This is a genomic window from Novosphingobium sp. 17-62-19 (assembly GCF_002256775.1).
GTDB lineage: Bacteria > Pseudomonadota > Alphaproteobacteria > Sphingomonadales > Sphingomonadaceae > Novosphingobium.
In genome coordinates this window covers 1-18,340 of sequence record NZ_NCII01000077.1, presented here as the reverse complement: position 1 = coordinate 18,340, position 18,340 = coordinate 1, and the positions used below count along the sequence as shown (strand labels likewise).

Annotated in this window: 22 protein-coding genes and 2 pseudogenes; 14 read left to right on the top strand and 10 right to left on the bottom strand. The window is 61.2% G+C overall.

The window, feature by feature from the left end; translation table 11 throughout:
- Positions 1–64 precede the first annotated feature (64 nt).
- The 7 genes and pseudogenes from B7X90_RS13705 (at position 65) to B7X90_RS13675 (ending at position 6,990) form a co-directional block, all read left to right on the top strand.
- Positions 65–843: pseudogene (locus tag B7X90_RS13705) on the top strand (cold shock domain-containing protein).
- A gap of 201 nt (positions 844–1,044) precedes the next feature.
- Positions 1,045–2,238: an aspartate aminotransferase family protein gene (locus tag B7X90_RS13700; RefSeq protein WP_292625307.1), complete on the top strand. Its 1,194-nt coding sequence runs from the start codon at positions 1,045–1,047 to the stop codon at positions 2,236–2,238.
- Positions 2,235–3,161 (top strand): ornithine carbamoyltransferase, encoded by a 927-nt coding sequence (argF, locus tag B7X90_RS13695; RefSeq protein WP_292625305.1) that lies wholly within the window; start codon positions 2,235–2,237, stop codon positions 3,159–3,161. Before B7X90_RS13700 ends, argF begins: the two co-directional genes overlap by 4 nt.
- A complete protein-coding gene (locus tag B7X90_RS13690) occupies positions 3,161–4,078 on the top strand; it encodes an Hsp33 family molecular chaperone HslO (RefSeq protein WP_292625303.1) in 918 nt (305 codons plus the stop codon). The genes argF and B7X90_RS13690 overlap by 1 nt, the downstream gene beginning before the upstream one ends.
- Before the next feature lie 150 nt (positions 4,079–4,228).
- Complete coding sequence (locus B7X90_RS13685) at positions 4,229–4,651, top strand: DUF3617 family protein (RefSeq protein WP_292625302.1); 423 nt, start codon at positions 4,229–4,231, stop codon at positions 4,649–4,651.
- A gap of 67 nt (positions 4,652–4,718) precedes the next feature.
- Positions 4,719–5,423, top strand: a complete 705-nt coding sequence (gene queC / locus B7X90_RS13680) for a 7-cyano-7-deazaguanine synthase QueC (RefSeq protein WP_292625301.1) — start codon at positions 4,719–4,721, stop codon at positions 5,421–5,423.
- Positions 5,392–6,990, top strand: coding sequence for an MFS transporter (locus tag B7X90_RS13675; RefSeq protein ID WP_292625300.1), 1,599 nt, complete (start codon positions 5,392–5,394; stop codon positions 6,988–6,990). The genes queC and B7X90_RS13675 overlap by 32 nt, the downstream gene beginning before the upstream one ends.
- A gap of 10 nt (positions 6,991–7,000) precedes the next feature.
- Here B7X90_RS13675 and B7X90_RS13670 read toward each other — a convergent pair whose 3' ends face one another.
- The 5 genes and pseudogenes from B7X90_RS13670 to B7X90_RS13650 form a co-directional block, all read right to left on the bottom strand.
- On the bottom strand, positions 7,001–7,540 hold the full coding sequence (locus B7X90_RS13670) for a superoxide dismutase family protein (protein WP_292625297.1): 540 nt from the start codon (positions 7,538–7,540) through the stop codon (positions 7,001–7,003).
- A 94-nt stretch (positions 7,541–7,634) separates the two neighbouring features.
- On the bottom strand, positions 7,635–8,720 hold the full coding sequence (locus tag B7X90_RS13665; protein WP_292625296.1) for an OmpA family protein: 1,086 nt from the start codon (positions 8,718–8,720) through the stop codon (positions 7,635–7,637).
- A gap of 189 nt (positions 8,721–8,909) precedes the next feature.
- A complete protein-coding gene (locus B7X90_RS13660; protein ID WP_292625308.1) occupies positions 8,910–9,257 on the bottom strand; it encodes a DUF2793 domain-containing protein in 348 nt (115 codons plus the stop codon).
- Positions 9,258–9,312: 55 nt separating this feature from the next.
- Positions 9,313–9,705, bottom strand: a pseudogene (locus B7X90_RS13655) (terminase family protein); the annotation flags it as partial.
- A 52-nt stretch (positions 9,706–9,757) separates the two neighbouring features.
- The gene (locus B7X90_RS13650) at positions 9,758–10,240 is read right to left on the bottom strand and encodes a hypothetical protein (RefSeq protein WP_292625294.1); all 483 of its coding nucleotides are present in this window, start codon (positions 10,238–10,240) and stop codon (positions 9,758–9,760) included.
- A 231-nt stretch (positions 10,241–10,471) separates the two neighbouring features.
- Between B7X90_RS13650 and B7X90_RS13645 the strand changes: the two genes are divergently transcribed.
- Positions 10,472–11,113, top strand: coding sequence for a YqaA family protein (locus B7X90_RS13645; RefSeq protein ID WP_292625292.1), 642 nt, complete (start codon positions 10,472–10,474; stop codon positions 11,111–11,113).
- Here B7X90_RS13645 and B7X90_RS13640 read toward each other — a convergent pair whose 3' ends face one another.
- Positions 11,114–11,857: a MipA/OmpV family protein gene (locus tag B7X90_RS13640; protein WP_292625290.1), complete on the bottom strand. Its 744-nt coding sequence runs from the start codon at positions 11,855–11,857 to the stop codon at positions 11,114–11,116.
- Positions 11,858–12,159: 302 nt separating this feature from the next.
- Between B7X90_RS13640 and B7X90_RS13635 the strand changes: the two genes are divergently transcribed.
- Positions 12,160–12,780, top strand: coding sequence for a glutathione S-transferase family protein (locus B7X90_RS13635; RefSeq protein ID WP_292625289.1), 621 nt, complete (start codon positions 12,160–12,162; stop codon positions 12,778–12,780).
- 8 nt (positions 12,781–12,788) lie between these two features.
- Positions 12,789–13,397: a pseudouridine synthase gene (locus tag B7X90_RS13630; protein ID WP_292625287.1), complete on the top strand. Its 609-nt coding sequence runs from the start codon at positions 12,789–12,791 to the stop codon at positions 13,395–13,397.
- A 2-nt stretch (positions 13,398–13,399) separates the two neighbouring features.
- On the opposite strand, the gene B7X90_RS13625 is transcribed toward B7X90_RS13630, so the two are convergent.
- The 3 genes from B7X90_RS13625 to B7X90_RS13615 form a co-directional block, all read right to left on the bottom strand.
- Positions 13,400–14,197 carry a GDSL-type esterase/lipase family protein gene (locus tag B7X90_RS13625; RefSeq protein WP_292625285.1) on the bottom strand — a complete coding sequence of 266 codons (798 nt, stop codon included), beginning with the start codon at positions 14,195–14,197 and terminating at the stop codon, positions 13,400–13,402.
- Positions 14,197–15,396, bottom strand: a complete 1,200-nt coding sequence (locus B7X90_RS13620; protein ID WP_292625284.1) for an aminotransferase class I/II-fold pyridoxal phosphate-dependent enzyme — start codon at positions 15,394–15,396, stop codon at positions 14,197–14,199. The genes B7X90_RS13625 and B7X90_RS13620 overlap by 1 nt, the downstream gene beginning before the upstream one ends.
- Before the next feature lie 111 nt (positions 15,397–15,507).
- Positions 15,508–15,747, bottom strand: a complete 240-nt coding sequence (locus B7X90_RS13615) for an acyl carrier protein (RefSeq protein WP_292625282.1) — start codon at positions 15,745–15,747, stop codon at positions 15,508–15,510.
- 156 nt (positions 15,748–15,903) lie between these two features.
- Between B7X90_RS13615 and B7X90_RS13610 the strand changes: the two genes are divergently transcribed.
- Positions 15,904–16,491 (top strand): Pycsar system effector family protein, encoded by a 588-nt coding sequence (locus tag B7X90_RS13610; RefSeq protein ID WP_292625280.1) that lies wholly within the window; start codon positions 15,904–15,906, stop codon positions 16,489–16,491.
- Positions 16,492–16,504: 13 nt separating this feature from the next.
- Here the strand turns inward: B7X90_RS13610 and B7X90_RS13605 are convergent, their stop codons facing one another.
- Positions 16,505–16,867 carry a response regulator gene (locus B7X90_RS13605; RefSeq protein ID WP_292625278.1) on the bottom strand — a complete coding sequence of 121 codons (363 nt, stop codon included), beginning with the start codon at positions 16,865–16,867 and terminating at the stop codon, positions 16,505–16,507.
- Between the two features lie 145 nt (positions 16,868–17,012).
- Here B7X90_RS13605 and B7X90_RS13600 point away from each other — a divergent pair, with 145 nt between their 5' ends.
- The 3 genes from B7X90_RS13600 to B7X90_RS13590 are packed head-to-tail and all read left to right on the top strand — an operon-like array spanning position 17,013 to position 18,251.
- On the top strand, positions 17,013–17,156 hold the full coding sequence (locus B7X90_RS13600) for a DUF3572 family protein (RefSeq protein ID WP_292625276.1): 144 nt from the start codon (positions 17,013–17,015) through the stop codon (positions 17,154–17,156).
- A 1-nt stretch (position 17,157) separates the two neighbouring features.
- Positions 17,158–17,787 carry an HAD family hydrolase gene (locus tag B7X90_RS13595; RefSeq protein WP_292625275.1) on the top strand — a complete coding sequence of 210 codons (630 nt, stop codon included), beginning with the start codon at positions 17,158–17,160 and terminating at the stop codon, positions 17,785–17,787.
- Complete coding sequence (locus tag B7X90_RS13590) at positions 17,784–18,251, top strand: RidA family protein (RefSeq protein ID WP_292625274.1); 468 nt, start codon at positions 17,784–17,786, stop codon at positions 18,249–18,251. The genes B7X90_RS13595 and B7X90_RS13590 overlap by 4 nt, the downstream gene beginning before the upstream one ends.
- The last annotated feature ends 89 nt before the right edge of the window (positions 18,252–18,340 follow it).

Genomic DNA, 18,340 nt, shown 5'->3' with positions numbered 1-18,340 from the left:
CGGCTCCCGCGTCCGGCTTGCGGTGCCGTGAAGGTTGGGGCGGATTGAAGGTCTATTGATTTCTATGGGTTTTGACAGAGGGCGGCGCGGTCGCGGCAGGGACAAGCGCGACGGTTTTGGCGACGAGGGCGGCTTCGATCCCTACGGCGGTGGCGGCGGCTTTAGCGGCGGCGGTTTTGGTGACCGTGGTGGCTTTGGCGGTGGCGATCGCGGCGGCTTCGGCGGCGGCAATCGCGGCGGTGGCTTTGGCGGTGGTGACCGTGGCGGCTTTGGCGGCGGCGATCGCGGCGGCTTCGGTGGCGGCGGCGGTGGCTTCGGCGGCTCACGTGGCGGCGGCGGTGGCGGCTTCGGCGGCTCACGCGGCGGCGGTAGTGGCGGCGGAATGCCTGCTCAGGTCGTCGGCACCGGCAAGGGTGTCGTAAAGTTCTTCAACGGCCAGAAGGGTTTCGGCTTCATCTCGCGTGAAGACGGTGGTGAGGACGTGTTCGTTCACATCAGCGCTGTCGAACGCGCAGGTCTTGAAGGCCTGGCTGAAGGCCAGACGCTGGAATTCAACCTTGTTGATCGCGGCGGCAAAGTCTCCGCTGCTGACCTTCAGGTTGTGGGCGACGTTATCCCGGTTGCTGCAAAGCCTACGGCTCCGCAGCGTGAGCTGACGGGCGAAAAGGCCACTGGCACGGTCAAGTTCTTCAATGCAATGAAGGGCTTTGGCTTCATCACGCGTGATGAGTTGAACGTTCGGGCCTGCGGGAACTGAACGAAGGCGACAAGCTTGAATTCGACCTTGAAGTCGATCGACGAGGCAAGCACTCGGCGGTCAACCTGGTGCCGATTCAGGGTTGATCCCGATTGCAACGTTTCCGGTGATCTGACCGGCGACCTGCAACTACATACGCGCACAAATGGCGGTCCTTTGGGGGCCGCCATTTGTCGTTTGCGATTCCCCGATTTCCTTGCGGAATTATATTCTTCCCCCCATCAGGCCAGCATCTTGGCCCAGCATTTCCGCAATACAGACTTCCCGCGACTGAACAGGAGAGCACTATGTCTATCACCCCGTTGATGCCCGTGTACCCCCGGTGCGGCGTGCGTCCGGTGCGAGGCGAGAACTGCCACCTGATTTCCGAGGATGGCACGCGCTATCTCGATTTCGCGAGCGGCATTGCGGTCAACCTGCTGGGGCATTCCCACGAGCATCTGATCGGTGCGATCCAGCGCCAGGCGGCGACGCTGATGCATGTGTCGAACCTGTATGGCAGCCCGCAGGGTGAGCATCTGGCGCAAAGGTTGGTTGATCTGACTTTTGCCGATACGGTGTTCTTCACCAATTCGGGTGCAGAGGCGGTGGAGTGCGCGATGAAGACCGCGCGCGCCTATCATTCGGCGGTGGGCAATGACCACAAGTACGAACTGATCACGTTCAAGAACGCCTTTCATGGCCGCACCATGGCCACGATCAGCGCCTCCAATCAGGAGAAGATGCACAAGGGCTTCCTGCCACTGCTGGAAGGTTTCAAGTACGTCGATTTTGACGATCTTGAAGGCGCAAAGGCGGCCATGGGGCCGAATACGGCAGGCTTTCTGGTTGAGCCAATTCAGGGCGAAGGGGGCATCCGCGATGGCTCGGATGCGTTCATCCAAGGGTTGCGTGCGCTGTGCGACGAGCATGATCTCATGCTGATTTTCGACGAAGTTCAGTGCGGTGTTGCGCGCACCGGCACGCTCTACGCCTATGAGCAGTACGGCGTGGAACCGGACATCATGGCGACCGCCAAGGGCATCGGCGGCGGCTTTCCGATGGGCGCGTGCCTTGCCACTGAAAAGGCGGCGCGCGGTATGGTCGCAGGCACCCACGGCAGCACCTATGGCGGCAATCCGTTGGCCATGGCGGCGGGCGAGGCCGTGCTGGATGTGGTGGCGAACGAGGAATTCCTGGACGACGTGCGTGCCAAGGGTGAGCGGCTGCGTGGCCGGATCGAGCAGTTCATCGGCAACTACCCCGATCTGTTCACGGGTGTGCGCGGACGTGGCTTGATGCTCGGCCTGATGATGAAGGTGGAGCCGCGTCCGTTTGTCGCCCATATGCGTGATAACCACCAGCTGCTTACCGTTTCAGCCGGAGACAATACGGTGCGCGTGATCCCGCCTCTGGTGATTGACGACACCCACATCGACGAGTTCATGGAGCGGCTCTCGGCCGCTGCTGCAAGCTATCAACCGGAGGCACCCGCATCATGACCCGGCATTTTCTCAACCTCACCGATGCAGGCGGCCATGCTGTTGCTGCGATGTTGAACGATGTGATTGATCGCAAGGCCGCGCGGGCTGGCCAGCCGAAAGGCAAGGCTGATGCCGATGCACCACTGGCGGGCCACGTTCTGGCCATGGTGTTCGAGAAGAACTCCACCCGCACGCGCGTGTCGTTTGATGTGGCGATGCGCCAGCTTGGCGGGTCGGCGCTCATCCTTGATGCCGGGACGACGCAACTTGGGCGGGGCGAGACGATTGCCGATACCGCGCGCGTGCTCAGCCGCATGGCCGATGCGATCATGCTGCGCACGGATGACCACGCCAAGGTTGAAGAACTCGCACGCTATGCGACGGTGCCGGTGATCAATGGGCTGACCGATCTTTCGCACCCATGCCAGATCATGGCTGATCTGCTGACCGTGATTGAACACGGCAAGGCGCTGCCAGGCCTTGAAGTGGCGTGGCTGGGCGATGGCAATAACGTGCTGAACTCTATCGTCGAAGCGGCCGGGCTGATGAAGTTCAACGTGCGCGTCGGTGTGCCCGAAGGCTACGAGAGCGACGCAGCGTTCATCGAGGCCGCAACGCTTGGCGGGGCCAATGTGCGTGTTGTGCGCGATCCGGCCGAAGCGGTGCGCGGGGCCGATGTCGTTGTCACCGACACCTGGATATCGATGGGGCAAGCCCATGCCGAGGCCAAGCTGGCGGCGATGGAACCCTATCAAGTCAACGACGCGTTGATGGCCCATGCAAAGCCGGACGCGCTGTTCCTGCACTGCCTGCCTGCCCATCGCGGCGAGGAAGTGACCGATGCAGTGATTGATGGTCCGCGCTCGGTTGTATGGGACGAGGCGGAGAACCGCATCCACGCACAGAAGTCTGTGTTGCGCTGGGTGTTTGGCCAGATTTGATGAAAGACGAAGGCGTGAGCGAACCGGCACAGCCGTCCACGGGGTTTGACAGGGTGATGCATTTTACCCTGCCGGACCGCAATGCCCGCGGACGCATTGTGCGGCTGGGGCCTGTGCTCGATACAATCCTGTCTGCTCATGCCTACCCTGCGCCGATTCGTCATGTGCTGGCCGAGGCACTGGCCATCACCGCGCTGCTGGGCGCCCTGTTGAAAGATCAGGATAGCCAGTTGACGCTTCAGGCGCAGACGCAGGAGGGGGTGATTGACCTTCTGGTGTGCGATTATCGCAATGGCGAGGTACGCGGTCATATCCGGTATGACCGGGCCAGGCTGGACGAACTCGGGCCGTCGCCATCGCTGTTTGCGCTGTTTGGCGCAGGGTATCTGGCGATCACCTTTGATCTCGCGACCAGCGGCCAGCGCTATCAGGGGGTTGTGCCGTTGGAGGGCACTTCGCTGGCGGAGGCTTGCGAGAGCTACTTTTTCCAGTCCGAGCAAGTGCCGACGGTGATCCGCGTGGCAGTACACAGTACGCCATCCGGTTGCGTTGCCGGAGGTATGCTGCTTCAGCACCTGCCCGAAGGCGAGGAGGGGCGCGAGCGATTGCACGTGCAACTCGACCATCCCGAGTGGGAGCATGTTGCAATTCTGGGCGGCTCGGTGAAGGCTGACGAACTGGTCGATCCAGCGCTGGACTTGGAAAGCGTGGTCTGGCGGCTGTTCCACGAAGAACGCGAGATTCGCGTGGAGCCGGGGCAGACGTTAACCCGCGGTTGCCGCTGCACGATCGAGCACTATCGCGATGTCCTATCGCGGTTTGCGGCGGCAGAGCAGGAAGACATGAAAGACGACGATGGATTGATCATGGTCGATTGCGCGTTCTGCTCAAAGGCGTTTGCAATCGATTTGCCTTGAAATTGGGCATGGCTTGGCAAACATGACAGTAAATTTCACGCTTTGACGTGGCCTGAGGGCATTTCATCGTCACGTAGCCAATGTTATCGTTTAGCAACAATGATCGTGCGCACAACTTTGCCGCGATCCAAGATGCTAGGCAGAGCTATGTTGAGCCGCATTCGCCAATATCGTTACTTCGCCCGTGACATCGGATTTATCGCTGCTGCGATTTCTGCCTTTGTGACTACATCAGGCGTGGCACAGGGGCCTGTGCTGGCCATGTTGGATCGACTGGAACCAGGGCAGTGGGAGGTGCGGGCACGCCCTGAAGGGAGTGCCTTCAAAATCTGCATCGACAATGGCCGCAAGCTGATTCAGATGCGTCATCAGGGGGACGCCTGCCGCCGGTTCGTGGTCGATGACACCGCAGAAATGGTTACGGTGCACTATACCTGTCCCGCCAACGGTTATGGCCAAACCACCATCCGTTTTGACAATCCACGGCTCGTGCGGTTGGAAACGCAGGGTATTTCCAAGGGGTTGCCGTTCAATTTCAGTGGCGAAGCGCGGCGTCTTGGATCGTGCCGCTGATTCCCGCTGCATAAAGTTACACACGAGACCATTGCATCACTGCTGCGGCGCGGCTAGCCCATTGGCAATGGTCGAAAGTTCCGCATCTATTGATAAGCCGCGCGCCGTTGTCCTGCTTTCGGGGGGCTTGGATTCGATGGTTTGCGCCGCCTTGGCGCAGGAGCAGGGTTACAAAGTGCTCGCGCTGACGATCGACTACAACCAGCGTCATCGCGTTGAGCTTGATGCTGCGCGGATGATTGCCACACGTCTAGACGTGGAACGGCATGTGATCCTGCCGCTCGACCTTCGCCAGTTTGGCGGCTCTGCACTGACCGACGATATTGCCGTGCCCAAGCAGGGCTTGGGGGATGATATCCCGGTAACTTATGTGCCGGCGCGCAATCTCGTATTTCTCTCACTCGCGCTTGCGTGGGCTGAGGCGGCTGGTTCAAAGGACCTGTTCATCGGCGTCAACGCGCTTGATTACTCAGGCTATCCTGACTGCCGCCCCGAGTTCGTAGACGGATTTCAGAACCTGGCCCGTTTGGCCACCAAGTTTGGCAGCGAAGGTGGGACCGTGACGATCCACGCGCCGCTGCAGCATTTGAAAAAATCACAGATCGCGCAGGAAGCAGCGCGGCTGGGGCTTGATGCAGGCCAAAGCTGGTCTTGCTACGATCCCCTTGCGGATGGGAGAGCCTGCGGAGTGTGTGACAGCTGTCGCCTGCGGCGCGCAGGGTTTGAAGAGGCAGGTCTTGATGACGGAACCCGGTACGGCAGCGGAGAGTAGCAGCACTGCACAGGCGCAGCAGCCGCCACAGGAAGTCTCCGCGTACAGTTGGTACGTGCTGGGCATCCTTGTGCTTGTCTATATCCTGAATTTTGTCGACCGGCAGATTCTTTCAATCCTCGCCAATGACATCAAACGAGACCTCTCGCTGACCGATGCTGACCTTGGCTTCCTCTATGGCACCGCGTTTGCTGTGTTTTACTCGCTGTTCGGCATCCCGTTGGGACGATTGGCAGACAGTTGGCACCGTGTACGGCTAATGAGCATCGGGCTGGCGGTGTGGTCAGTTATGACCGCCGTTTCCGGTTTCTCAAAGACCGGTGCGCAATTGACCGTTGCCCGAATCGGTGTGGGTGTAGGGGAAGCGACGGCCAGTCCCGCAGCGTATTCGCTGATCTCGGACTACTTCCCGCAACGACTGCGCGCGACGGCGCTGGCGATATACTCTTCCGGTTTGTTTCTCGGCGGAGGGCTGTCGCTCTTCATGGGGGGCTACATTCTTGAGGCTTGGAATGCGGCCTATCCGCAAGGCGGTCCGTTGGGGCTGGTGGGCTGGCAGGCGGCGTTCATGGCAGTGGGATTGCCCGGCATTTTGCTTGCGCTGTGGGTAATGACCATTCGTGAACCTCTGCGCGGCGCGATTGATGGCATGATCACACATGGATCGCCGCAACCGTTCAAGGGCTTCGCCGCAGAACTACTCAACGTGATTCCGCCGTTCACGCTGATCGGCGCGGCAAGGCGCGGGCCGGTGGCGCTGGCACTGAACCTGCTGTGTGCGGCGACCATTGCGCTAATAGCTTGGGGCCTCGCGTTGCTGCTGGGGCGCTCGACTCTACAGCAATGGGTGTTTCTGGGTGTGGGAATCTATGCCGTCTACAGTTGGGCCTCTGCTCTGAGGGCCGAAGATTTGCCAACATTCCGGCTCATCTGGGGAACGCCAGCCTTTCTGTGCACGACACTGGGCTACGGCATGGTGGCATTCGTATCATACGCGTCCTCCTATTGGGGGGCGCCATATGCTGAGCGTGTGTTTGGAATCGCGAAAGCTGATCTGGGGTTCACGATTGGTGGCACCGGTGCGCTAGCCGGATTTCTTGGGGTCATCATCGGGGGAAGGGTGGCCGATGCGCTCTTCGCACGGGGGCCAGCAGGGCGGCTGTACGTTACCCTGTTCGGATTGCTTGCGCCGATCGCACCTCTCATCGGTGCATATACGACTGATTCCTTCACAGCCTTCGTCGTCTATTCATTCATCGCGCACGTCATGTCGAGTAGCGCGTTGGGCGGCGCTGCAGCAACCAGCCAATTACTGGTCCTGCCCAGAATGAGAGGCACGGCCACCGCTACGTTCTTCTTGGCGACGACTTTGGTAGGCTTGGCACTCGGACCGTTCATGGCGGGCTATGTTTCGGCCTCTACTGGAGATGACCTTTCCACGGGCGTACTGTCGACGCTTGTGACGGTTCCGATTGGGCTTGTTTTGTTGCTGGCGGCGATCAAGTCGGTTCCGGCAGCGCAGGCCAGCCTTGAAAGCCGCGCTCGCACTGCCGGTGAAGACATTTAGCCGCTGGGCGTCAGGGCTTCATAACTTCGACTACGCCGCACGCAATGCGGCCACCACTGTTGCCAGCCGGATCTGACTTGTAGTCGTCCGGGCCCGCGTGAACAACCACGGCGCTGCCGTCAGCGTCGAACATTGCGGCCCGCAGGTTTTCCGAAGCTCCCACAAGAGTGGTGCGGATTGAGCCGGCGCCGTTTGCTCCAACGGTGATGTTCGGGAGATCACCCATGTGCGGGCCAGCTGGATTCATCGTGCCATGCTTGTGGGCATCGGGATTGAGGTGGCCACCTGCTGTGGTGAACGCGGGCGCATCACACTTTCCCGTAGTATGAACGTGAATGCCATGGTCGCCGGGTGACAGGCTGAAGACGTCTGCAGCCAGTTCAACCACATTACCGTTCGCAATGAAGGTTGCTTCACCCACAGACTTGCCAGTGGCATCCAGCAAGGTTGTGTGTGCGAATTTCTCGGTAGAACCTTCCTGCCCCGGAGTCGTGCAAGCAGCCAGCAATAACGGTGCAGCATAGGCAATGGACGCAAGTTTGGGCAGCATGGTTTGTCTCCGTTTTCAAAGTGTTCGGAGAGCATAACGGAAAAGGGGCCGGATTTCTCCGGCCCCTTGTTCTTTATTCCGGCAAAGCCGAAAATTACATGCCCGAACCCGGACCGTAGGTGATTTCCACGCGACGGTTTTGCAGTTCACGAACACCATCCGCGGTCGGAACGCGCGGGTTGTTTTCGCCGAATGCCTGGGTCGTGATCGAGCCATCCGAGATACCATGCGAGGTGAGGTACGAACGGACCGAAACGTTACGACGTTCGGAAAGGCCCTGATTGTACTTCGCGGTACCCGAACGGTCAGCGTAACCGGCAAGCATGATCGGAACGCTGGCGCAGTTGCCATAGGCAGTGACCGCGTTGTCGAGGATGGTTGCAGCCTCAGGCGTGATGTCCGACTTATCCCAGTCGAAGAACACGATGTACGGACCCTTGTTGCAAACCGGAGCCGGCGGGGGCGGCGGGGGCGGCGGGGGCGGCGGCGGCGGAGGCGGCGGAGGCGGCGGCGGTGCCGCTTCTTCGACCGGCTCAGCGCCACCAAAGTTGAACGTCAGCGTACCCAACAGCGAGTGCGAACGGAGCTTCGTGCGAGCATTTGCACCAGCATTCGTCACCAGATCGATGTGATTCTGGTTGAAGAAGCGATACTTCAGGCCAACGTCGATGCTGTCGCTGAGCGGTGCGCGAACACCGGCCAGAGCCTGCCACGCAAAGCCGGTGTCCGAATCCACGATGTTGCGGGCAGTGTCGTTGTAGATCACCGCCACCTTAGCGCGGCTTACGCCAACGCCGCCGCCAACAAAGCCCTGCAGGCCATCATCCGGACCGAAATCCAGCAGGCCGTTGACCATGAAGCTGAGAGCTTCAGCGCCACCGCCAAGTCCGCCGTCAGGAACGACGCGTGTGCCGGTGTCATAGGAATCTTCTTCAGCACGACGGAAGCTGACTTCGCTTTCAAGGCGGAAGCCGCCGAAGTCATAACCGACGATACCGCCAGCATCAAAACCAGTCTTGGTGTTCAAGACACCCTGCTGGTTCGAGCCACGCAGATTCTCGACATCTTCGAGAATCATTGAGCCAGCATCGAGTTCGACATACCACGAGTCATCCCGTGCAAATGCCGGCGATGCCATGACAGTCGAGGCCAAGGCCAAGCCTAGGACCATTTTCCGCATTATCGTTTCCCCTTTAAGCGACATCATGCCACGTCGTGCAGGCTGTCTACCGGTTCCAAAGTGGTCATGCAAGCGGACAAACACACCAAGTGTTGCTCAAAAACAACGGATTTGCACCATTGTGAAGTTCAACGCTAGCTTGATTGCGCCCTCATGTGCCGGTGAAATGCAAAGATGCCTTTTTGGTTCCTAAACGGATGCGGAAAAAATTCCGGCAACTTTCAAGCCGGCTATAATCGCAGCGATTGCCGCGCGGGCTTCAGTATCAATTAGTTGCCCTCCCGTAGGAAGAACAGGGGTTTCGGCCAGTTGCCATCCATTTCCGAACACCCGCGTGCTGCCGGTGTCCAGATCTTGAACGCGGAAGCCTGACGATGGTTGAACAAAGCGCCAACCGCCGTCTGTCCATCCGGCGAGCGAATCCGTATGCCCGGCAAACGCTCCAGTTGGAAGGTTACCAACGATCCATACTTCGCCGGGCAAGGGAGTAGATGGCGGCGTATTGCTGATGCCTTGCACGCTGCCGCTCAGCAACATGTCGAGCATGATGAGCGACTCGTTGACCGTCGTTTCCTTTTGGGATTGGCCTGCAAGCATGGGAATGCTGCGGACCGCGCAAACTCTCCGGCTCGCCTGCGGAATAAAGATAGGCCTGCGCCCCATTGGGCCACACCACCCGGCGCACCGAACTTTCAAAACTTGGTCGCTGCCAGGGCGCACCGATGGACAGGAGCCCGCTCTCGCCTTCCACCATCACACTGCGCGCTTCGTGCAGCGATGCCCCCACCAGCGCGATCCGCGCATCGGGGTTGCTTTCGGCCACCTTGCGCACCCATTCGGCACCCAGCCGCGTCTTTCCAAACCCGCGCCCCGCCATGACCAGCCACACGCGCCAGTCTCCTGCCGGAGCCTGCTGGCTCCCGCGCCCCCAGACCTTCCAGTCATAGGGCCATTGTTCGATCTCCTGTTCCGGGATGCGCTTCATCAGCGCGGCAATCTGCTCGTCGCTCGCCTCGGCCAGCCAGTTCAGCCAGCCGTCAGTCACCCGAAACAGCCTTGCGGCTCGCCAGAACCTCGTCGCGCATATCCAGCAGCCGCTTGTGAAGCGATGCGCGCACCTCCTCCACATCGGCATTGTCGCGGATCGCCCGCTCCTTCGCCACCGTCTCGCGGTGCTGCGAAAGCAGCCGCAGCGCAGTGGCATTGTCGAACTTGGCGTCCCCGTCCTTCGGCTCGCCAAAGCGCAACCGGTGGAGCACTTCCAGCTCCAGCAGGTCGTACCCCTCGCACAGTGCTGCGCGCCACTGCGCGGCAAACCCTTTCTCGTTTCGCTTCACCTTGTAGGCATGGCTGGGATCGATCTCGGCTGCCCGCGCAGCCGCACTCACGTTCGATGTCTCGGCAAGCGTTGCCAGAAAGCGCATTCTCCAAAGGCGGTCCTGCGGTTTGTCCGATGTCCTGTGCGCAGCAGAAATCCTCGTCCGGCGCTTGCCGGACTTGGACGGAGTCGATCCGGCCATGCGTGCCCATCCTGTATTTATGGTGAAGTGGTCGAAGGCGTCTCGCAGGCCGTCGCTCCTTGCTTGGGCCTCTTGCCCCGGAGCGACTCGGTCTTTCGCGATGTTCCTGTTATGTACCGAATGAGCGTGACAATGTCAACCAAAAAGTGCCAAATAGGTTCGCAGCAATTCCGCTGGCAGAAACCGCGCCACTCCCGTAAATGCCGCACCGCAACAATCGCAGGAACAACGATGCTCCGCCGCCTTTACGAATGGACAATGGCCAAGGCCGCGCACCCGCACGCAGAATGGTGGCTGGCGCTCTTCGCGTTCATGGAGGCAAGCTTCTTCCCCATCCCGCCGCACCCGCTGCTCGGCCTGATGTGCCTCGCGGCGCCCAAAAAAGCCGTGCGTTTCGCTGCCATTGCCACCGTCGCCTCGGTCGTGGGCGGGATGCTCGGCTACGCCATCGGCTATGGTCTCTACGATACCATCGGCACCCAGCTCCTAGCCGCGCTCGGCCTGTCGGAAAGCTTCCCCAAGGCCGCGTGTTACTTGCGCGAATACGGGGTAGAAATCATCATGCTCAAGGGCGCAACGCCCATCCCGTTCAAACTGCTGACGATCACTGCTGGCTTCATCCAGATGCCGCTGGTGCCGTTCATCCTGGCCAGCGTGGTCAGCCGTTCGATCAGCTTCATGATCGTCGGCGTCCTGTTCCGCCTGTTCGGCGCGCCGATCAAGCGCTTCATCGACAAGTACCTGGGCCTCGTCACCATCGGCTTCGTGCTGCTGGTCGTCGGCGGTTTCCTCGCCGTCACCATGCTAGGCGGCGGCGAATCGGCGGAAACCAAAGCCAAGTGCGAACAGGCCGCCCCGCGCACCGCTGCTTGATCAAAGCCCGAAGCGGAAACCATACCCCAGCCCGACCGTGAACTGCGTGCGCTGCCCGCGCTCACGGATCAACGATGAGCTTGCAGGCTCCCCGCCCAGCCGGTCCACGCCTGCAAACACCGTCACCACGCGCCGTCGGTCCAGCGGCCGAATCACATTCGCCCCCAGCCCATAGGACACGAGGCTGCCGTCGGGCCGCGAAACCGCAAGCCCAGTCCGCGCCGCCTGCCCGGCATCCACGCCGAAATAGGTCTGAACATAATCCGCGCTGGCAATAGTTGCGCGCGGTCCCACCGAATAAATCACCTTGCCGGTGCGCCCGGAATAGCTGGCCTGCACATCGCCCACCACGCCTTCATGCCCGCCAAAGCCGTGCCGCACTTCCGCCCGCGCGCGCCATTGCCGCTTTGCGCCAAAGCGCTTCTCCACAAAGCCGCCCGCCTCGCCCGCCACGCCGATATCGCCCATCCCGATCAGCGCATCGCTGCCGCCGGTGATCTGGAACGGCGATCCGCCGTTGTTTTCATTGCGACCGAAGCGCAGCTTGACGAGCGGCCCGGCCTTCAATCCTTGCGCGTTCACCGCGTTCCAGCCCAGCCCATCGGGCACAGAAAGGAACAGGGTGTCTTTGTAGTTTACGCGCAGATCCGGGAAAACTGAAAGCGCGGTATCCTTTGACCCTTGCCATGCCATGCCGAACACCGGGGCCACACCGATGGTCATGGTCCAGCCTTGCGGTTGCATCGGCGGGCCTGCTGGTCGAGCACCTTGTCCGGGAGCAGACGCGGGCAATGTCCCCGTAGGAAGGGCTGGCGCGTTCTGTGCCTGTGCCTGATGTGCCGTGGCAAAAGTCAGCATTGGCAAAATCGCTGCCCGAACCAATCGCATGGTTTGTTCCCCGTGATAAAAGTAACGATCCTATTGGCGGTATGGACTGCGCATTTTAAACTTGGCGTGTCGATTGGGTATCGAACTGTTTCTGTGCCGCTGCAATTGGCCACAACCTGCCCCTTGTGCCGCGCCTTCCCCGCGCGCAAACGTCTGCAATGCTCACGCTCTATCATTGCCACAACGCTCGCTCCTTCCGCGCCTTGTGGGCGCTTGAGGAAATGGACTTACCCTACGAACTCCACGTCCTCCCGTTCCCGCCGCGCAAACGGCACGAAGGGATGCACGATCTCAACCCGCTCGGCACCATTCCGGTCCTGTTCGATGGCGATGCGCGGCTGACCGAAAGCGTCGCGATCCCGCACTACCTTGCCACAAAGTATGGCCCCACCGATCTCGCTGTCGGCCCGCACGAGCCAGACTACGCCGCCTATCTCAACTTCCTCGTGATGGGCGAGGCTACTCTGACTTTCCCGCAGACCATCCACTTGCGCTACCAGGTCTTCGCTCGTCCCGAAGACCGCCGCCCTGAAATCGCGCGCGATTACGCCGAATGGTTCGGCTCGCGCCTGCGCAACGCCGAAACGCTGCTGGGTGCAAACTATGCCGCCGCCAATCGCTTCACCATGGCCGACATTTCCGTGGGCTATGCGATCATGCTCGCACTCTCGGTCGGCCTCGAAGAATTCGTGTCCGATCTCATGCGCGCCTACTTCGCCCGCCTGAAACAGCGTCCAGCCTTCCAGCGCGCGATTGCCGCCCAAGGTTCAGCCGCCTAAGCAGGCCCATGACCCTCATCGCTTTCAACAAACCCTTCGGCGTCCTGTGCCAGTTCACCGATGAACGCACCGGCCCCCCGCGCCCCACACTGGCGAATTTCATCGACCGCCCCGGCGTCTACCCTGCAGGCCGCCTCGATCACGATAGCGAAGGCCTGCTCCTGTTGACTGACGACGGCCGCCTGCAAGCCCGCATCTCGGACCCGCGCTTCAAGCTCCCCAAAACCTATCTCGCGCAAGTAGAGGGCATTCCCGATGAAGCCGCGCTTACGGCGCTGCGCAAAGGCGTCCGCCTGAAAGACGGCGTCACACTCCCCGCCGATGCGGACCTGATCGAAGACCCCGCCCTCTGGCCGCGCGATCCCCCGATCCGCGTGCGCAAACTGATCCCCGACACATGGCTGCGCCTCACCATCCGCGAAGGCCGCAACCGCCAGATCCGCCGCATGACAGCCGCCATCGGCCACCCCACCCTGCGCCTTGTCCGCTGGCAAATCGGCGATTGGTCGCTGGATGGACTCGCACAAGGCGAATGGCGCGAAATTCCTCCCCGGCACGGGGAGGGGGACCATGCGAAGCATGGTGGAGGGGCACCCGCGTTTACCCGAAACCGCTGATCTCAGCGCTTCCCCACTACCTGCTTTCGCCCGCCCAGCTTCTCCGCCTCGGCAATCGCCGCCCGCGCAATCGGCTCCATCACGGCATAGCCCTTGGCGTTGGGGTGAATCCCGTCCGGCGCAAGGTCAGGATTGATCCCGCCCTCGGCATTGACCAGCGCTGCGTGATAATCCGCAAACGCCGCCCCGCGCGCTTTGGCAAAGGCCTTCAGCCACGTGTTCAGCGCCACCACCGGCTTGGCCGGAGCCAGTTGCGGCTTCCACGGAAACTTCGCGGCGGGCAGCACGCTGCCGATCACCACCGCAATGCCATTGGCCTGCGCCAGATCGACCATTGCCGTCACATGGTTGGTGTACATCTCCGGGCTGTTCGGCCCGGTATTCCCCGCAAGATCGTTGGTGCCCACCATGATGTGCACCACGCGTGGCCGCAGCCGCACCACATCCTGATAGAACCGCACCAGAACCTGCGGGCTGGTCTGCCCACTGATCCCGCGCCCGACCCCGCCGCTCACGAACAGAGACGGCGCAAGGCCTACCCAGTTTTCGGTGATCGAATCGCCGATGAACACCACGCGCGGGCGCTGCGCCAGTTGCTTGTCCGCCTCGGCAAAGCGGCACTGCCACGCCCAGTCATATTGGCGGACATAGGGATGCGCAAAGTTCAGCCCGCGCTGGTCGGCAGGGCAGGGCTTGTCCATCATGCCTTCGCCCGGCGGCGTCACCACCGTAGGCGGCGCACTCTGCGCCAGCACCGGCGTTGCCACCAGCGCAAGCATTCCGGCCAATATCAACCGCATCAGATAATCCCCACGGCCTTCCCGGCGCGCTCGAACATGCCGATGATCGTCTGCACCTGCTCGGCGCTATGCTCTGCACACAGCGAACAGCGCAGCAGCGTCATCCCCGCAGGCGTTGCCGGTGGGCGGGCAAGGTTCACGTAAAGCCCTTCGTGCAGCAGCGCTTCCCACATGGCCGCGCCGCGCTCCAGATCGGGCATTATCACCGCGATGATCGCGCTCTGTGCCTCAGGCGTGCCCAGCGTGAAGCCTTTGTCGCGCAGGCCCTTGTGCAGCGTCTTGGAGTTCTCCCACAGATGCGCGCGCTTGTTGGCGCCGTGCATCAGCTTGCGGATGCTGGTGGTGGCGGTGTGCATCACGCTCGGCGGCAGCGAAGCGGTGAATACATAAGGACGGCACACCAGCCGCAGGATTTCAAACTTCGGGTGGTTGGACACGCAAAAGCCGCCGACAGTGCCAACCGACTTGGAGAACGTGCCGATCACGAAGTCCACGTCGTCAAGGCAGCCCTGATCTTCCGCCACGCCGCGCCCGTTGGGGCCGATGAAGCCCATCGAATGCGCCTCGTCCACCAGCACCATCGCGCCGTTTTCCTTGGCCACGCGGATCATTTCCTTCAGCGGCGCAATATCGCCCAGCATCGAATAGACGCCTTCAAGGATCACCAACTTGCCCGCGCCTTCGGGAATGCGCTTCAGGCGCTTTTCCATGGCGACGATATCGTTGTGCTTGAACGGCACCACTTCGGCATCGCCCATCTTGCAGCCGTCCCAGATGGAAGCGTGGCTGTCGATGTCGAGCACGATGTAATCGCCTTTGCCCGCCATCGTGCTGATGATGCCAAGGTTGGCCTGATACCCGGTTGAAAAGACCATCGCGTGGTCCATTCCGTAGAAATCTTTCAGCGCCTGTTCGCAGGCCTTGTGCCCGGCATAGGTGCCGTTCAGCACGCGGCTGCCGGTTGTGCCCGAACCGTAATCGTCCAGCGCTTCCTTGCCCGCAGCGATCACGTCCGGGTCAAAGGTCATGCCCATGTAGTTGTAGGTGCCCAGCAGGATCGTCTCGCGCCCGTTGCACACCGCCACGGTGGGCGAAATCACCCGCTCCATCACCAGATTGAACGGGTCTTCCACCCCGCCCGCCAGCAGCGCGCGGCGCTGTTCGATCAGCGGGTCGAACTTTGAAAAAAGGTCGGTCATTTCAGTTCTCTTTTCCCGAAACCTACCCCGGATTCCGCTCGTCCTGAGCCTGTCGAAGGACGCCAGATGCTTCGACAAGCTCAGCATGAGCGGGGGAGGGGAATGTGAAATTTAACCCTGAAGCTTCGTCACTGCATCGATCAGCTGGCCGTAGTTCTCGATCTCCGCCTGCTGGTTCATGCTGATGATGATGTCGAAATCGTCCTCGATCGCCGCCACGAAGTCCATCACGGTCAGGCTGTCCCATTCAAGGTCGCCGGCAAAAGTCGTCGCTTCGGTGATCGCAATGCCCTTCTTGTTGAAGGGCTCGACCAGTTCGGCGATCTTTTCAGCGGTTGCGGCGCGATCCATCAATTCTTCTCCAATGGGCAGGGCCCCAAGTTTACCGATGCCCCCTGCCAGACGATTAAGGCCGAAAAGCGGCCAATGGCGCCGCTTGTCAAGCACTCGCCCCTTGTGTCATCCGCGTTATCCGCGAAAGATGCGGCAAATGCACGCGGGGGAATCATGGCAGAGACTGTAACGCAGCCTGAACCGGCTTCCCCGCCGCCAAAGTTGACTCTGTCGATGCCGTCGCCCTCGGGCTATTCCAACCACGCCATTCACCTTGTCCGCACCACCCAGCAGATCAACCTGATGCTCAGTCAGATGGCGGATTCCAAGGCGTCGATCCTGATGGGCGCCACGTTTGTCGTATTCACCATTGCGGTCGGTCAGGCAAAAGGCGGCAGAATGCCCATTTCGTTGGGAATGCTGGCGTTTTTTGCTTTCGTCTCGGCAATCAGCGCGATGTTCACCGTGCTCCCGTCGATCAGCGGGCCAAGTGCGGCCAAACTCAACGATGGCAAGTCCAACAAGCTGTTTTTCGGCTTTTTCACACACATGGACGAGGAAGAATGGACGCAATCAATCCTTGAAGACCTGCGCAGCGATGAAGCCATCTTCCGCACCATGCTGCACGACATGTATCAGAACGGGCAGGTTCTTCAGCGCAAGAAGTACCGCTATCTGTCATTCGCTTATCGCACGTTCATGGTCGGCCTGTGTGTGACGGCGCTGACCTTCGCGCTGGAATATGTATTCGGGTACGGCTGAAGCAGAGCCGCCTTCACACCAGCGCGTTCACCGCCACCATGAACGGCGCGATAGACACCGGCTTGGCCAGATAGCCCTCCGCGCCCGCATCGCGGATCGCCTCTTCGTCGCCCTTTCCGGCATAGGCGGTGACGGCGAGGATCGGGATGCCCTTCAGTTCCTCGTCCGCCTTCAGCGCCTCGATCAGGTCCATGCCGGAAATGTCGGGCAACTGGATGTCCATGATGACAAGGTGCGGCATGAACACCCGCGTGCGTTCAATCGCCACGCGTCCGTCAGCCACTGGTTCCACTTCGAATCCCTTTGCGCGCAAAAGGTCGCAGAACAGTTTGCGGTTGAGGTCGTTGTCCTCGACAACCAGAATTCTTTTTGCCACTGACACGCCTGTTTCCCGAACTGCACCTAGATGCACCTAACAGCACCTAAGTGACCCTTATGCACCGCGAAAGGCCCTGACAATCATCCGAGAGCCTTCCTCCCCCACCGATGCGGCCGCCATTGCGCTGCAAGCGCTCGGCTGGGTGCTTTCCGATGCCCCGCGCGCCGAACGCTTCCTTGATCTCACCGGCCTGACGCCGGAAGAATTGCGCACTGGCCTGTCGGATCCTGCCATTTCGCGCTCGACATCTCGCCCGAGGCGATCATCGCCGCGCGAAAGGATTTAGCATGAGCCGCCCCCTGATCGTCAGCGATTGTGACGAGGTGCTGCTGCACATGGTCGCCCCCTTCCGAGACTGGCTGGGCGAAAAGGAAGGCGTGACCTTCAAGATGGACAGCGCCGATTTTTCCAAGGCGATGCGCTATGCCAAGGACAGCAGCCTCGTCCCGCCGGAGCAGATCTGGAGCCTGCTGAACAAGTTCTTCGATACCGAAATGTATCGCCAGCAGGCCATCGCAGGTGCGGTGGCGGGGATCAATACGGTGGCGCAGGACGCCGATGTGGTGATCCTCACCAACCTCAACGACCACCGCCGCGAAACCCGCGCAAAGCAACTGGCCGATGTCGGCATCAATGCACGCGTCTTCACCAATCAGGGACCGAAAGGCCCGGCGCTCAAGGCGATTCTGGATGAATACAACCCCAGCCGCGCGCTGTTCATCGACGATCTGCCGCAGCACCACGATTCGGTCTCGCAACTGACGCCGGACGTGATCCGCCTGCACTTGTGCGGCGAACCGCTGCTTGCCCCGCACATCGATTGCGCGCATCAGGCGGGCCATGCGCACGCCCGGATCGATGATTGGGAAGCGGCGCTACCCTGGATTCTCGAACAAATTCATGGAGAAGATGCGTGAGTGATAGCGTAGAAGCCCGGCTGGCCGAGGTTGGCCACACCCTGCCGCAGGCCGCCGCGCCAGTGGCGGCCTATGTGCCCACGGTCGAGGCGAACGGACTGCTCCACGTGTCGGGCCAGTTGCCGTTCATCGATGGCAAGCTGGTGACGGGCCGTTTGGGCGAGGACGTTTCGATCGAGCAGGGCACTGCCGCAGCACAAGCCTGCGCGCTGATGATTCTCGCGCAAGTCAAAGCCGCGCTCGGCTCGCTCGACCGGGTGGAGCGCGTGGTGAAGTTGGGCGCGTTCATCTCCTCGACCGGCACCTTCACCGATCAGCCCAAAGTGGCCAACGGCGCGTCCGAACTGATGGTTGCTGCCTTCGGCGATGCCGGAAAGCACGCGCGCAGCGCGGTGGGCGTGCCGGTGCTGCCGCTTGGCGCTGCGGTGGAAGTCGATGCTGTCCTTGCTGTTCGCCCAGCTTGACCGCTTCCTCGTCGCCGCTCCCAAGGCGGCGCGGGTCGGCTGGCTCAAGGGGCGCAGCTATGCCCATCGCGGGCTGCACGGACCCGGCG

Excerpts from the sequence above, each read along its gene's own strand:
- B7X90_RS13700 (WP_292625307.1), top strand. The coding sequence starts at position 1,045 with ATGTCTATCACCCCGTTGATGCCCGTGTACCCCCGGTGCGGCGTGCGT.
- argF (WP_292625305.1), top strand. The coding sequence starts at position 2,235 with ATGACCCGGCATTTTCTCAACCTCACCGATGCAGGCGGCCATGCTGTT.
- B7X90_RS13690 (WP_292625303.1), top strand. The coding sequence starts at position 3,161 with ATGAAAGACGAAGGCGTGAGCGAACCGGCACAGCCGTCCACGGGGTTT.
- queC (WP_292625301.1), top strand. The coding sequence starts at position 4,719 with ATGGTCGAAAGTTCCGCATCTATTGATAAGCCGCGCGCCGTTGTCCTG.
- B7X90_RS13675 (WP_292625300.1), top strand. The coding sequence starts at position 5,392 with ATGACGGAACCCGGTACGGCAGCGGAGAGTAGCAGCACTGCACAGGCG.
- B7X90_RS13670 (WP_292625297.1), bottom strand. The coding sequence starts at position 7,540 with ATGCTGCCCAAACTTGCGTCCATTGCCTATGCTGCACCGTTATTGCTG.
- B7X90_RS13665 (WP_292625296.1), bottom strand. The coding sequence starts at position 8,720 with ATGCGGAAAATGGTCCTAGGCTTGGCCTTGGCCTCGACTGTCATGGCA.
- B7X90_RS13660 (WP_292625308.1), bottom strand. The coding sequence starts at position 9,257 with ATGTTGCTGAGCGGCAGCGTGCAAGGCATCAGCAATACGCCGCCATCT.
- B7X90_RS13650 (WP_292625294.1), bottom strand. The coding sequence starts at position 10,240 with ATGGCCGGATCGACTCCGTCCAAGTCCGGCAAGCGCCGGACGAGGATT.
- B7X90_RS13645 (WP_292625292.1), top strand. The coding sequence starts at position 10,472 with ATGCTCCGCCGCCTTTACGAATGGACAATGGCCAAGGCCGCGCACCCG.
- B7X90_RS13640 (WP_292625290.1), bottom strand. The coding sequence starts at position 11,857 with ATGCAACCGCAAGGCTGGACCATGACCATCGGTGTGGCCCCGGTGTTC.
- B7X90_RS13635 (WP_292625289.1), top strand. The coding sequence starts at position 12,160 with ATGCTCACGCTCTATCATTGCCACAACGCTCGCTCCTTCCGCGCCTTG.
- B7X90_RS13630 (WP_292625287.1), top strand. The coding sequence starts at position 12,789 with ATGACCCTCATCGCTTTCAACAAACCCTTCGGCGTCCTGTGCCAGTTC.
- B7X90_RS13625 (WP_292625285.1), bottom strand. The coding sequence starts at position 14,197 with ATGCGGTTGATATTGGCCGGAATGCTTGCGCTGGTGGCAACGCCGGTG.
- B7X90_RS13620 (WP_292625284.1), bottom strand. The coding sequence starts at position 15,396 with ATGACCGACCTTTTTTCAAAGTTCGACCCGCTGATCGAACAGCGCCGC.
- B7X90_RS13615 (WP_292625282.1), bottom strand. The coding sequence starts at position 15,747 with ATGGATCGCGCCGCAACCGCTGAAAAGATCGCCGAACTGGTCGAGCCC.
- B7X90_RS13610 (WP_292625280.1), top strand. The coding sequence starts at position 15,904 with ATGGCAGAGACTGTAACGCAGCCTGAACCGGCTTCCCCGCCGCCAAAG.
- B7X90_RS13595 (WP_292625275.1), top strand. The coding sequence starts at position 17,158 with ATGAGCCGCCCCCTGATCGTCAGCGATTGTGACGAGGTGCTGCTGCAC.